This window comes from Afifella sp. H1R (assembly GCF_021462425.1).
Classification (GTDB): Bacteria; Pseudomonadota; Alphaproteobacteria; order Rhizobiales; family Afifellaceae; genus Afifella; species Afifella aestuarii.
Map to the genome: position 1 here is coordinate 2,247,501 of NZ_JAKEDY010000001.1, position 13,080 is coordinate 2,260,580.

Genomic DNA, 13,080 nt, shown 5'->3' on the forward strand with positions numbered 1-13,080 from the left:
GGCGCCAAGGCGGGCTGTCGATCCACCATCCGCTGATGAGGCGGACGGACGGATCGGAAAGACCAGTGTCACACGAGATCTGCCCGTAAACTCCGCCGGAGAGCGGAATTGGCCTCCTAAAAGAAGGCCCACACCCAAAGGTGCGTCCGGACATATCTTCTCTTCACGATGTCAGAAATCCTGCAAACCCTCACGCATGGCGGGATCTGCGAAACTTGCACTTTCTTCTCACGCGCGTCACCCGAACACCCATCATATCCAAAGAAATGGTGGAGCCAGACGGGATCGAACCGACGACCTCCTGCTTGCAAAGCAGGCGCTCTCCCAGCTGAGCTATGGCCCCAGCCGGTCATGATCGCCGGGCAAATGGTGGGCCTGGGTAGATTCGAACTACCGACCTCACCCTTATCAGGGGTGCGCTCTAACCGACTGAGCTACAGGCCCTTGCCATCCCATCGCCCGAAGACGACCGGATCCGTCAAGGACGCCGCCCCGGCGTACCCTGAGGCGAACCGGCAGTCCAGCACCCGAGCGCTGATCACGCGTATGTCGAAGAAAGAGAAACGAAGACGGCGACGACCGCCTTGTGTTTGATCGGCCGACCTGACTGGTCGGCCATGTTCCAAGAGATCCGAAACGGCAGTGCCTCATAAAGAGACGACCGTAAGGGATCTTCCTTAGAAAGGAGGTGATCCAGCCGCAGGTTCCCCTACGGCTACCTTGTTACGACTTCACCCCAGTCGCTGACCCTACCGTGGCCGGCTGCCTCCCTTGCGGGTTAGCGCACCGTCTTCGGGTAGAACCAACTCCCATGGTGTGACGGGCGGTGTGTACAAGGCCCGGGAACGTATTCACCGTGGCATGCTGATCCACGATTACTAGCGATTCCACCTTCATGCCCCCGAGTTGCAGAGGACAATCCGAACTGAGACGGTTTTTGGGGATTTTCCCACTGTCACCGCCATTGTAGCACGTGTGTAGCCCAGCCCGTAAGGGCCATGAGGACTTGACGTCATCCCCACCTTCCTCTCGGCTTATCACCGGCAGTCCCCTTAGAGTGCCCAACTGAATGCTGGCAACTAAGGGCGAGGGTTGCGCTCGTTGCGGGACTTAACCCAACATCTCACGACACGAGCTGACGACAGCCATGCAGCACCTGTCACCGATCCAGCCTAGCTGAAGGAAACCGTCTCCGGTAACCGCGATCGGGATGTCAAGAGCTGGTAAGGTTCTGCGCGTTGCTTCGAATTAAACCACATGCTCCACCGCTTGTGCGGGCCCCCGTCAATTCCTTTGAGTTTTAATCTTGCGACCGTACTCCCCAGGCGGGATGCTTAATGCGTTAGCTGCGCCACTGATGAGTATACCCACCAACGGCTAGCATCCATCGTTTACGGCGTGGACTACCAGGGTATCTAATCCTGTTTGCTCCCCACGCTTTCGCGCCTCAGCGTCAGTCTCGGACCAGTTGGCCGCCTTCGCCTCTGGTGTTCCTCCGAATATCTACGAATTTCACCTCTACACTCGGAATTCCACCAACCTCTTCCGGACTCGAGATTGCCAGTATCAGAGGCAGTTCCAGAGTTGAGCTCTGGGATTTCACCCCTGACTTAACAATCCGCCTACGCGCGCTTTACGCCCAGTAATTCCGAACAACGCTAGCCCCCTTCGTATTACCGCGGCTGCTGGCACGAAGTTAGCCGGGGCTTCTTCTGCGGGTACCGTCATTATCTTCCCCGCTGAAAGAGCTTTACAACCCTAGGGCCTTCTTCACTCACGCGGCATGGCTGGATCAGGGTTTCCCCCATTGTCCAAGATTCCCCACTGCTGCCTCCCGTAGGAGTCTGGGCCGTGTCTCAGTCCCAGTGTGGCTGATCATCCTCTCAGACCAGCTACGGATCGTTGCCTTGGTAGGCCGTTACCCCACCAACAAGCTAATCCGACGCGGGCTCATCCAATGGCAATAAATCTTTCCCCCGAAGGGCGTATACGGTATTAGCTCGAGTTTCCTCGGGTTATCCCGTACCACTGGGTAGATTCCCACGCGTTACTCACCCGTCTGCCACTCACTCCGAAGAGTGCGTTCGACTTGCATGTGTTAAGCCTGCCGCCAGCGTTCGTTCTGAGCCAGGATCAAACTCTCAAGTTGAATGAGAACTTTGATCGGCTATTGATCGCACGTCTTGACGAGGTCACACCGTCAAATACCCACCGCTCGCGCAGCGTGCATCGACATGTGAGCTCAGAGAAAACGTCGACCGCCGAAGTCTCGTTCAGCTCTCAATATCCTCCGAAAAGGACATCAGAGCCGGCGGACATCGCCGTCCACGCTTCTCTTTCTTCAATAAACCAGATTGTCAAAGAACAGGCGATATCAACCGCCCCGGTCGCTCAAGTGAGCCTCTCGCGACCGCCAGAGTTTCACCGGTCTCGCCGGGATACGCCCTGGATAAGAATGGAAGCCGGCGATGAAGCGTCGAGCTCCGAAGAGCAGTGCTCCCCGCCGCCGGTGTCGCGGTATATATTCAGGCCGCCCCGACCTGTCAACACCGAGTTTTAAAAACATCGGCGCTTTTCAGAAAAAGCCGTCGAAAGCCCGGATTTCCGCGGCTTTCACTCGGTCGCGTTGACAGGGGGCCCCCCCGCTGGCACGACGCGTCACGAAGCAGTCACATTCGCAACCCTATCGGAAGGCTGTCACACATCGCGCACGCGAGCTATACAGAGACGCGCATGCGGCGCGCATGCGGGGAAAGGAAAACGACGGGGTGCACCCTTTCTTGAAACAGCGCCCGGTTCCGTCCGTCGATCTGGGTGACGACGAACCGCTCTATCATCTCTCGCTGAAGCGGCGGCCAGACCGGCGGCGGCTCAGCCTGCGCTGGCTGGGTGGATCTGTCGTCACGGCCGTGTTCTCGGTGATCCTGGTCGGCGGCGCGCTGCAGGCGGCGATCGGGCTGAAGCCGGAAGGCATCATCCGTCCGGCCCTTGCCGCCATCGATCCGGGCCGTCTCGTCGGTGGCACCGTCGGGCGCAAGAGCGATCGTATTCGCGTCGAGCCCGACGGCGAAGAGCTGAAGCGCGTCATCCAGGTTTCGACCGTCACCCGCGTCGACGACCGCGAACACATCAAGGTCCGCCCCTTCGTGCATGTCAGGCGCGCGCTCGCCGCCCCGGTCTCCGAAGACATCGTCGCCCGGGTGCCGAAGTTCAACGCGCTCGCTTTGTTTGCGGAAAGCAATTCGCCGGAGCCGTCCGAGACGGCGGCAGCCGAGACGATCTACGGCGCCGAGGTCGACGGCGAAGTGACCATCAAGAGCGAGCCCTTTCCCGTCAACGCCAAACGCTACGACGAGACGGCGGCGCTGAAGACGGCCGAAGTGGAGCGCATCATCCGTGAGAACGCGCCCTTCCTCGCCGAAGGCGCCGTGGAAGTCGCCTCGCTTCCCTATGTCGATCCCGGCCGCTTCGACGTGAGTTCGGCCGATCCCCTCTCCCTCAACAACCTCGCCGTCGCCATCGTCCCGGAAAACGTCTCTCTCATCGAGAAGAACGACGAGGCACCCGTCGACGAGGCGATCGAGGAAAAGATCGTCCAGGTCGCGACCGGCGACGCGCTGACCAAGCTTCTGGAGGCCGAAGGCGCCACGGAGGTGGAGGCGGCCGAGATCCAGTCGACGATGATCGCCAATTTCGCCTTCGATTTCCGTGCCGGCCAGAAGCTGCGCCTCGGTCTTGCCGAGGACGAAGCGGGCCGCGTCCGTCCGGTGCGCGTCAGCCTTTATTCCAACGGCCAGCATCTGGCGACGGTGGCGCTCTCCGATGGCGGCGCCTATGTGGCGGCGGCCGAGCCGAACTTCAGCGACGGAGATTTCGAGACCGCCAACATCGCCGACACGCGCTCCCGCTCTTCTCTTCCGAGCGTCTACAGCGCGCTCTGGCGCTCCGCCCTCAGCCTCGATATGGAGCCCGAGCTTGCCGAAAAGCTCGTGCGCATCTTCTCCTTCGACACCGATCTGCAGAGCCGGACCTCGAGGCGCGACGAATTCGAGGCCGTCTACACGGGCGATCCCGACGCGGAGGAGCTCATCTACGCCTCGCTCACCGTCAACGGCGCCAAGCATCGCTTCTATCGCTACCGCGACGAGGAAGACGGCTCGATCGGCTATTACGATCCGGACGGCAAGAGCGCCAACAAGTTCCTCCTGCGCAAGCCGGTCCCGAACGGCGTCTTCCGGTCCGCTTTCGGCATGCGCAAGCACCCGATCCTCGGCCGCTACAAGCTGCATTCGGGCGTCGACTGGGCGGCGCCGCGCGGTAGCCCGATCATCGCCGCCGGCGACGGCATCATCGAGCGCGCCAGCTGGTTCTCCACCTATGGCCGGCGCGTCGAGATCAAGCACGCCAACGGCTATGTCTCCACCTACAACCACATGTCCGGCATCGCCAAAGGCATCAAGGTCGGCATGCGCGTCCATCAGGGACAGATCATCGGCTATATCGGCTCGACGGGTCTCTCGACCGGCCCGCATCTGCATTTCGAGGTTCTGGTCAACGGCCGCTTCGTCGACCCCTTGAAGATCCGCGTCCCGCGCGGCCACACTCTGACCGGTGCCGAGCTCGCCCGTTTCAACAAGGAGCGTCAGCGCATCGACGCCTTGATCGCACGCGACAATTCCTCCCGCGTCGCGACCCTCACCGACTGAGCCCGCAGCCCGGGCGCCGATCCCGAAAGGCGCCGGATCTCTCGTGGCGAAACCTGCCTGAAAGGAGCCTGACGACATGCGACGCGGCATCTTGATTGGACTTTGGATCGCGGTTGCCGCCGCTCTTGTCGGCGTCACGGCCCTCTGGGTCCTTTCCCGCAATCAGGGCGGCATCGCCGGCGGCGAACGGCTCGGCGCCGATTTCACTCTCGTCGATGAACAAGGCGCGCCGGTCACCGAAGAGATTTTTGAGGGCCATCCCTCCGCCGTCTTCTTCGGCTTCACCCATTGCCCCGATGTCTGCCCGACGACGCTCGCCGACATGGCGAGCTGGCGCGAAGCGCTCGGCGACAAGGCGGACGATCTCGCCCTCGTCTTCGTCACCGTCGATCCGGAACGCGACACACCCGAAGTGATGGCCGATTACGTCTCAGCCTTCGACGCCCGAATCCGGGGCATCACCGGCGAGCCTGACAAGGTGCGGGCCATGCTCGACGATTACCATGTCTTCTATCGCAAGGTGGAGACGGAGGGCGGCGACTACACCATGGACCACACCGCCTCGGTCTTCCTGCTCGACGGGGACGGTCGCCTCGCCGGCACCATCAATTTCAACGAGGACCGCGACGCAGCGCTCGCCAAGCTCAACCGCCTGCTCGACGGCGCTGCTTGAACGCCTGCCTGACGGCGCTGCTTGACGGCCGCGCTTGACGGTGAAGCGCGCGCCGGCGAAACATCGCCTCCATGAAGCTTCCCTTCGACGGCTCGCTCGCCTTCATCGCCGCCTCGGCCCTGCTCGCGCTCGCCGCGATCGTCTCCGTCTTTCTCGGCTGGCAGCTGAAATCGGATGCGATCTTCATGTCGGTGCTGGTCTCGGGCCTGCCCGGCTGTTTCGGCATCTGAGACGCCTGTCCCGTCCGCGATTCATCACCGCGGCGGGAACGTTTCGGCGGTCTTCCTCATTGCTTCGCTCGCGGGACCGTTGTCGGCATCCCGCCTTGTCTTAAGGTCACGATGACGCTTTCCATCCCGCCGCAGGTCGCGCCGATCCTGCTTCTGTCGGCATCCAATCTCTTCATGACGGTCGCCTGGTACGGGCATCTGCGCTTCACCGACCGGCCGCTGCCGCTCGTCATCCTCATTTCTTGGATGATCGCGCTGTTGGAATATTGCTTCGCCGTGCCGGCGAACCGCATCGGCTACCGCGCCTATAGCGCGGCGGAGCTGAAGACGATTCAGGAGGTCATCACCCTCGTCGTCTTCGTCGGCTTCTCCGCCATCTATCTGAAAGAGCCGATCACGCTCAACCAGCTCGTCGGCTTCGCCTTCATCGGGCTCGGCGCGTTCTTCATCTTCCGCGCGCCGCTCTAGGCTGCGCCTCCGGGTGGCGCTCCGTCAGCTTCGCCCGGCCATTTTCGAGGCCATCACCGAGATCGTCTTCACGTAGACGTCGGCTTTGTTCCACTGGTGCAGCACGTTGTAATTCGTCGTGCCCGGTTCCCAGCCCTGCCCCGGCTGCCAGCCATAGGCCCGGAGATAATTGGCGGTGGAGGCGAGCACGTCCGGCACCGAATTAATGAGGTCGCGCCGCCCGTTGCCGTCGCCGTCGACGGCGAAGCGCAGATAGGACGAGGCGAGGAACTGCGTCTGGCCGAGCTCACCGGCCCAGGCGCCGCGCATCTGCGAGGGAGCGATGTCGCCGCGCTGAACGATCTTCAGGGCCGCCAAGAGCTCGCCGGTGAAGAAGGCGGAGCGCCGGCAATCATAGGCGAGCGTGGCAAGCGACGGGAACGTCGCCATCGATCCGGAATTGCGGCCATAGCCGGTCTCCAGCCCCCAGATCGAAACGATCACCTCCGGCGGCACGCCGGTGCGCTTTTCGATCGACGACAGGAGCGACGAATACTGGCCGATGAGCTTGTGCCCCTTGCGGATCATCGCGTCGTTCACCCGCTTGCGGTAGAACTCGTCGAAGGAGAGCTTGAAGGAATGCTGGCCGCGATCGAGGCGAATGACCTTCGACTGATAGGAGACGCCCGACAGCGCCGAATCGATCACCCGCTGTGAGATGCCGGCTCTTGCCGCCTCCTGCTTGAAATCCTGCAGCCAGGCCGGAAAGCCCGCCGGCCCGTTGCCGCAGGATGCGGCCTGCGTCGTGGCGGAAAAACCTGCCGCCGCGCAGGCGAAAACCGCCGCGGCAACAACGCGTCTCATTGAAAGCATGAATATGCCCCTGCCCTGTCATCCAAACGCTGCGACGTTAGCGCAGCCGGGAAAGACAAAGTCTTAAGGGCCGCGGGAGTTCCCGGCAGAGGCGTGCGCCCCGCCGCTGAAACGAGGCCGCTCGCGTGAGATGCGGAAAAAATGCGGGACCGCACGAAAAAACGCCCTCCCCGGCTCCGGGAAGGGCGTTCGCATCTTGAATGAGAGAGCATGGCGCCTCGCCGGTGGCGGGGCGCCGTCGCCAAACAACCTCAGGCGGCGATCGATTCGCCCTCCGTGCCGGTCTTGGAGCCGACGACATGGAAGAGGAGCCGGTCGGACCCCGCCGTCACCTTGACCTCAGCGCCGTCGCGGATCTCGCCGGCGAGGATTTTTTCCGCCAGCGGATCCTGCACCTGCTTCTGGATCACCCGCTTCAACGGCCGCGCCCCATAGGCGGGGTCGTAGCCCTTGTCGGCGAGCCAGGCCGTGGCGCTGTCGTCGAGCGAGAGCTCGATCTTGCGGTCCTCCAGGAGCGTCTCGAGCCGCTTCAGCTGGATCGCCACGATCGCGGCCATCTGCTGACGCTTCAGCCTGTGGAACAGGATCACCTCGTCGACGCGGTTGAGGAATTCCGGCCGGAAGTTCGCCCGCACCACCTGCATCACCTCCTCACGCACGGCATCGACGTCCTCCGTCTCCTTGAGGTTGGAGAGGAACTCCGCGCCCAGATTGGAGGTCATGATGATGAGCGTGTTGCGGAAGTCGACGGTGCGGCCCTGGCCGTCCGTCAGCCGCCCGTCGTCGAGCACCTGCAGAAGCACGTTGAAGACGTCGGGATGCGCCTTTTCGATCTCGTCGAAGAGCACGACCTGATAGGGCCGCCGCCGGATCGCTTCGGTCAGCACGCCGCCTTCCTCGTAGCCGACATATCCCGGAGGCGCACCGATCAGCCGCGCCACGGAATGCTTCTCCATGAACTCCGACATGTCGATGCGCACCATGGCGCTCTCGTCGTCGAACAGGAAGTCGGCGAGCGTCTTCGTGAGCTCCGTCTTGCCGACGCCCGTCGGGCCCAGGAACATGAAGGAACCGATCGGCCTATGCGGATCCTGCAGCCCGGCGCGCGCACGCCTGACTGCGGTCGAAACCGCATGCACCGCCTCGGCCTGACCGATGACGCGCCGCGACAGCTCGTCCTCCATTCTGAGGAGCTTGTCGCGCTCGCCTTCGAGCATCTTGTCGACCGGAACGCCGGTCCAGCGCGACACGACATGGGCGATATGGTCGGGCGTCACCGCCTCTTCGACCAGTCCGCCGCCGCCCTCACCATTGGAGGCCTGCGCCTCGCGCTTTTCCGCTTCCTTCAGCTTCTTCTCGAGCTGCGGGATGACGCCATAGGCAAGCTCGCCCGCTTTGGCGAGATCGCCGCGGCGCTGCGCCTGTTCGAGATCGAAGCGCGCCTGGTCGAGCTCCTCCTTGAGCTTGGAGGCACCGGCGAGCTTTTCCTTCTCCGCCTGCCAGCGCTGGGTGAGCGCGGCCGATTCCTCTTCGAGGTCGGCAAGCTCTTTTTCCAGCTTTTCGAGCCGCTCATGCGAGGCCGCATCCGTCTCCTTCTTCAAGGCTTCCCGCTCGATCTTGAGCTGGATGATGCGCCGGTCGAGCTCGTCGAGCGCCTCCGGCTTGGAATCGACCTGCATGCGGAGCCTGGAGGCGGCCTCGTCCATCAGGTCGATCGCCTTGTCCGGCAGAAACCGGTCGGTGATGTAACGGTTGGAAAGCGTCGCCGCGGAAACGAGCGCCGAATCGGTGATGCGGACCCCGTGATGCACCTCGTACTTCTCTTTGAGGCCACGCAGGATCGAGATCGTGTCGGCGACGTTCGGCTCGTTGACGAAGACTGGCTGGAAGCGCCGCGCCAGGGCTGCGTCCTTCTCGACATATTTGCGGTATTCGTCGAGCGTCGTCGCGCCCACGCAGTGCAGCTCGCCGCGCGCCAGGGCCGGCTTCAAAAGGTTCGAGGCGTCCATGGCGCCTTCCGCCTTGCCCGCGCCCACAAGCGTGTGCAGCTCGTCGACGAAGAGGATGATGCCGCCGGCCGCCGCCTCGATTTCCGAGAGGACCGCCTTCAGCCGCTCTTCGAACTCGCCGCGATATTTCGCGCCGGCGATGAGCGCACCCATGTCGAGCGCGAGGAGCTTCTTCTCCTTCAGGCTCTCGGGCACGTCGCCATTGGCGATGCGCAGCGCCAGCCCTTCCGCGATCGCGGTCTTGCCGACGCCCGGCTCGCCGATCAGCACAGGATTGTTCTTCGTGCGCCGCGACAGCACCTGGATGGCACGACGGATCTCTTCGTCGCGGCCGATCACCGGGTCGAGCTTGCCCGCCCGCGCCTCTTCGGTGAGGTCGCGCGCATATTTCTTCAAAGCGTCATAGCCCTGCTCGGCAGACGCCGAATCGGCCGTGCGCCCCTTGCGGATGTCGTTGATCGCGTCGTTGAGCCCGTTTGCCGTCACACCGGCCTTGGAGAGAATCCCGGAGGTCGCCGCGCCCTTTTCGATGGCGAGCGCGAGAAGCAGCCGTTCGACGGTGACGAAGCTGTCGCCCGCCTTCTGCGCCACATCCTCGGCGGTCTGCAGAACCTTGGCGAGCGGCTGCGCCAGATAGAGCTGGCCGTTGCCGCCGGACACTTTCGGCAGCTTGGCGAGCGCCGCATCGTTGGCGAGCTGCGCCTCCTTCGGCCGGCCGCCGGCGTGCGAAATGAGGCCCGCCGCCATGCCTTCCGGATCGTCGAGGAGAACTTTCAAAAGATGTTCGGGAAGGAACTGCTGATGCCCCTGCCCCAACGCGTAAGTCTGCGCAGACTGGATGAAGCCGCGCGCGCGTTCTGTGTATTTTTCAAAATTCATCGTTTGACCCCTTCCGGCGCCGGGACCCGAAGCATCCCGCACCTGACATGAGATTGAGGCCTTCTTCGGAAGCGCCCCGTATCGGGACCTCATATGGGTGTGGCTGATTTGCCACGCAATGGTCGCGGGGCCGATTTTCGAGCCTCGGCAGCCGCTCTTTTGAGAGGGACCGAAAAGCCCGCATTTGCGCAGCCGGCAGCACCCAGAACCGCACATCCGCGCCCTCCGGCGCGCACCGCGGTTGACTTTCCCACCGCCGCAGCGGAAGCGAAGGCCCATGATCAAGGTCACCGCGCTTTACCGCTATCCCGTCAAAGGCCTGTCGCCGGAACGCCTCGCAGACGTGCGGCTCGACGAGGGCGAGACCATGCCCTTCGACCGCGCCTTTGCGATCGAGAACGGCCCTTCGGGCTTCGATCCGGAAAACCCGCAGCATCTGCCGAAAATCCGCTTTTTGATGCTGATGAAGAACGAGCGGCTCGCCACCTTCGAGAGCCGCTTCGACGAGGCGACGCAAGAGCTGTCGGTCAGGCCGAAGGATGGCGGCTCGGCCGGCTTTTCTGGCTCGCTGGCCACGGCGGAAGGCCGTGCGGCGCTCGAAGCCTGGGTGGCGGAAGAGTTCGCCGCGGAGCTGCGCGGTCCGCCGCGGCTTCTGCGCGTGCCCGGTCATTCCTTTTCCGACGTGAGCACGAAATCGCTGCATCTCGTCAATCTCGCAAGCCTGCGCGCATTCGAGGAAAAGCTCGGCCGCAGCCTCGATCCCCTGCGTTTCCGGCCCAACATCGTCATCGACGGGGCGCCGCCCTTTGCCGAATTCGACTGGATCGGCAAGACACTGGACCTGCCGGAGATCACTCTCTCAGGGCGAAAGCGCACGCAGCGCTGCGCCGCCACCAATGTCGATCCAAAGACGGGTGCGCGCGACGCGGCCCTCCCGCGAGCCCTCTTGGAGCTCTACGGCCATTCCGATTTCGGCATCTATCTCACGGCCGCAACCGCCGGCTCGCTGCGCGAGGGCGACGCGTTTTCGCTTCCGGCCTGACGGCCTGAAACGGCAGGGTGAGGCAGGCGCCGAACCCGTAAATCGCGCAGGGCGGTAAGGCCGTCCGCCCATTCCGCGGAGCCGATAGCGGATACGAAAAAGGCGCGGGCCGAGACCCGCGCCTGATATCAGTGTTTCGACGAAACGAAACTTATTCCGGAAAGGCTGCCAGAGCCGCAGCACCGTCGCGCGTCGGCTCGCCTTTTTCGTCGCTCTTGCCGTCGGCCTTCATCTCGACCTTGGCTTCGCCATTGCCATTGCCGTTGCTTTCGCCGTCGGCAGCCGCCGCCTTCTTGGTGCGGCGGCGTGGCTTCGGAGCCGGCGCGGCTTCGGCCGCCCCATCGTCGCCGTCCGCGCCGTTCTCGGCCGCCTTGGCGGCTTTGCTGGAGCGGGAAGCACGGGCGGGCTTGGGCTTCTCGGCAGCGGGCTCATCCGAGCTCGCATCGTCCGAGTTGCCGGTGTCGGCGCTCTCGGCGACCGCGGCCGGACGACGGCGGGTACGGCGCGGACGGCGCTCGCTGCGCTCCTCGCCATCACCCTCGTTGTCGTCGTCGTTGTCGCTCGATGCGGCCTGTTCGTCGCGATTGCGGCCGTCGCGATTTCCCCGCCGTCCATCATCGCGGCGTCCGTCATCACGACGGTTATCGTCCCGATTTCCCGAGCCGCGCGTCTCGCGCTCGTCGGAATCGCGGTCGTCCTGGCGCGAATCGTTGCGCGAGGGCTGGCGATGGCCGTTCATCGGACGGTAGTCGTCGCTATCGTCGTCGTCGTCCTGATCCTGATTGTTGACGCTTTGCTGCTGCGGCATGTTCGCCTGCGCAGCCATCAGGATGCGGTTGTAGTGTTCTGCGTGCTGAAAATAGTTCTCGGCCGAGACATTGTCCCCCGAAGAAAGCGCATCGCGTGCCAGCAAGGCGTATTTGTCGGCGATGTGCTGAGCCGTTCCACGAACTTTGACGTCCGGCCCATTCGATTCATAGCTTCTCGAAAGAGGATTAGGCCCCTTGCGGTTGCGTCCCCGCGACCGCCTGTTCTGATTATGCCTCATCAACCGTTCTCGCTGGTTTAGAGCTTTTTGATCCGTGCCCCTACTCGCCACGGCTTGACCGAGGCTGAGTTTTCCAATCGCACGATTCCCAATTCAGCCGGAGCTGCCCGTGTCTTTAATGACCATCGGTGGCGAAGACGTGCAAACGATCCGCGCTGGGGGCGAAAACTTCGCCTGTCTCAAGGACATTTGTGTGGCGTTGTGCCCCGGATCGCCTCTTGACCGTAGCGAGATTGACTTGGATTTCCAAGTTATTTTTTCGCATTGCGGCAGGCGAAAGCAGCGTGTGCAACACTGTCATCACAAGCTTTCCTGGCGCTGACCACACGCACGATTCCGGCAAGATCGACTGTCTCGGAACATGCAGAAAGTCCGTTTTCCTTGAGAAGTGCCGTGACACTCTCCGCCTGGCCCGCGCCGATCTCAAGGATAAGTGCACCGCCTGGTTTCAAAAATTCGGGAGCGACCTCTGCGATCGCCCGGTAGGCGGCCAGCCCGTCTTCGCCGCCATCGAGCGCCATCTTCGGATCGAAGCGTTCGACCTCCGGCATCAACGTCGCGACGACGTCGCTCTCTATATAGGGTGGATTGGAAACGATAAAAGTCAGGTTTTGCGGCGCGACCGCCTCTCCGAGATCGCGAAAGTCGCCGTGAAACGGCAAAAATCGCTCGTCGACCCCGTGCCTTGCGGCATTCTGCCGGGCCACATCGAGCGCTGCGGCGCTGAGATCGACCGCGACACATCGCGCTTCGCGAAGCTCCCGCAAGAGCGCCACCGCGATGGCGCCGCTTCCCGTGCCGAGATCGGCAAAGAGGAGCGGCTCACCACGCCCCTCGGCCCCAAGGAAGGCGAGTGCGGTTTCGACGGCATGTTCCGTCTCCGGCCGCGGCGTCAAAACGTCCGGCCCGACCAGAAACGAAAGCCCCCAGAATTCCGCTTCTCCAAGAATGCGGACGACGGGCTCGCGCGCCACACGGCGGGCGATGAAGGCGGAAAACCGCGCCTCCTCCTCGCTCGTCACCAGCGCATCACCCGCAGAAATCAGCTGTTCGGCGGAAATCCCGCAGGCGGCAGCAAGAAGCAGCCGCGCGTCGCGCCCCGGATCGGCGATGCCGGCCGCCTTCAGGGTTGCGCGCGCTTGCTTCACAAGCGCGTCGCGGCTTGGCGCCCCG

At 63.3% G+C, this 13,080-nt stretch carries 9 protein-coding genes, 2 tRNA genes and 1 rRNA gene; 5 read left to right on the plus strand and 7 right to left on the minus strand.

The window, feature by feature from the left end; translation table 11 throughout:
* Positions 1-267 precede the first annotated feature (267 nt).
* The 3 genes from L0F51_RS10670 to L0F51_RS10680 form a co-directional block, all read right to left on the minus strand.
* Positions 268-343, minus strand: a tRNA-Ala gene (locus tag L0F51_RS10670).
* A gap of 24 nt (positions 344-367) precedes the next feature.
* Positions 368-444: transfer RNA gene (locus tag L0F51_RS10675), tRNA-Ile, on the minus strand.
* Between the two features lie 237 nt (positions 445-681).
* Positions 682-2,149 (minus strand): 16S ribosomal RNA (locus tag L0F51_RS10680).
* A 619-nt stretch (positions 2,150-2,768) separates the two neighbouring features.
* On the opposite strand from L0F51_RS10680, the gene L0F51_RS20165 reads away from it, so the two are divergent.
* The 4 genes from L0F51_RS20165 (at position 2,769) to L0F51_RS10700 (ending at position 6,077) form a co-directional block, all read left to right on the plus strand.
* The gene (locus tag L0F51_RS20165; RefSeq protein ID WP_234629120.1) at positions 2,769-4,706 is read left to right on the plus strand and encodes a M23 family metallopeptidase; all 1,938 of its coding nucleotides are present in this window, start codon (positions 2,769-2,771) and stop codon (positions 4,704-4,706) included.
* Positions 4,707-4,782: 76 nt separating this feature from the next.
* Positions 4,783-5,379: an SCO family protein gene (locus L0F51_RS10690; protein WP_234629121.1), complete on the plus strand. Its 597-nt coding sequence runs from the start codon at positions 4,783-4,785 to the stop codon at positions 5,377-5,379.
* A gap of 71 nt (positions 5,380-5,450) precedes the next feature.
* The gene (locus tag L0F51_RS10695; protein ID WP_234629122.1) at positions 5,451-5,609 is read left to right on the plus strand and encodes a hypothetical protein; all 159 of its coding nucleotides are present in this window, start codon (positions 5,451-5,453) and stop codon (positions 5,607-5,609) included.
* A gap of 111 nt (positions 5,610-5,720) precedes the next feature.
* Positions 5,721-6,077, plus strand: a complete 357-nt coding sequence (locus L0F51_RS10700) for a DMT family protein (RefSeq protein ID WP_234629123.1) — start codon at positions 5,721-5,723, stop codon at positions 6,075-6,077.
* 24 nt (positions 6,078-6,101) lie between these two features.
* Here the strand turns inward: L0F51_RS10700 and L0F51_RS10705 are convergent, their stop codons facing one another.
* On the minus strand, positions 6,102-6,929 hold the full coding sequence (locus L0F51_RS10705; RefSeq protein ID WP_370642348.1) for a lytic transglycosylase domain-containing protein: 828 nt from the start codon (positions 6,927-6,929) through the stop codon (positions 6,102-6,104).
* Positions 6,930-7,180: 251 nt separating this feature from the next.
* On the minus strand, positions 7,181-9,817 hold the full coding sequence (gene clpB, locus L0F51_RS10710; RefSeq protein ID WP_234629124.1) for an ATP-dependent chaperone ClpB: 2,637 nt from the start codon (positions 9,815-9,817) through the stop codon (positions 7,181-7,183).
* Positions 9,818-10,094: 277 nt separating this feature from the next.
* Between clpB and L0F51_RS10715 the strand changes: the two genes are divergently transcribed.
* Entirely contained in the window at positions 10,095-10,859 is a 765-nt protein-coding gene (locus L0F51_RS10715) for an MOSC domain-containing protein (RefSeq protein ID WP_234629125.1), read from the plus strand.
* A 151-nt stretch (positions 10,860-11,010) separates the two neighbouring features.
* On the opposite strand, the gene L0F51_RS10720 is transcribed toward L0F51_RS10715, so the two are convergent.
* Together L0F51_RS10720 and prmC are read right to left on the minus strand one after the other, a co-directional pair.
* A complete protein-coding gene (locus L0F51_RS10720; RefSeq protein WP_234629126.1) occupies positions 11,011-11,907 on the minus strand; it encodes a DUF4167 domain-containing protein in 897 nt (298 codons plus the stop codon).
* Positions 11,908-12,158: 251 nt separating this feature from the next.
* A complete protein-coding gene (gene prmC, locus L0F51_RS10725) occupies positions 12,159-13,055 on the minus strand; it encodes a peptide chain release factor N(5)-glutamine methyltransferase (RefSeq protein WP_234629127.1) in 897 nt (298 codons plus the stop codon).
* Positions 13,056-13,080 lie beyond the last annotated feature (25 nt).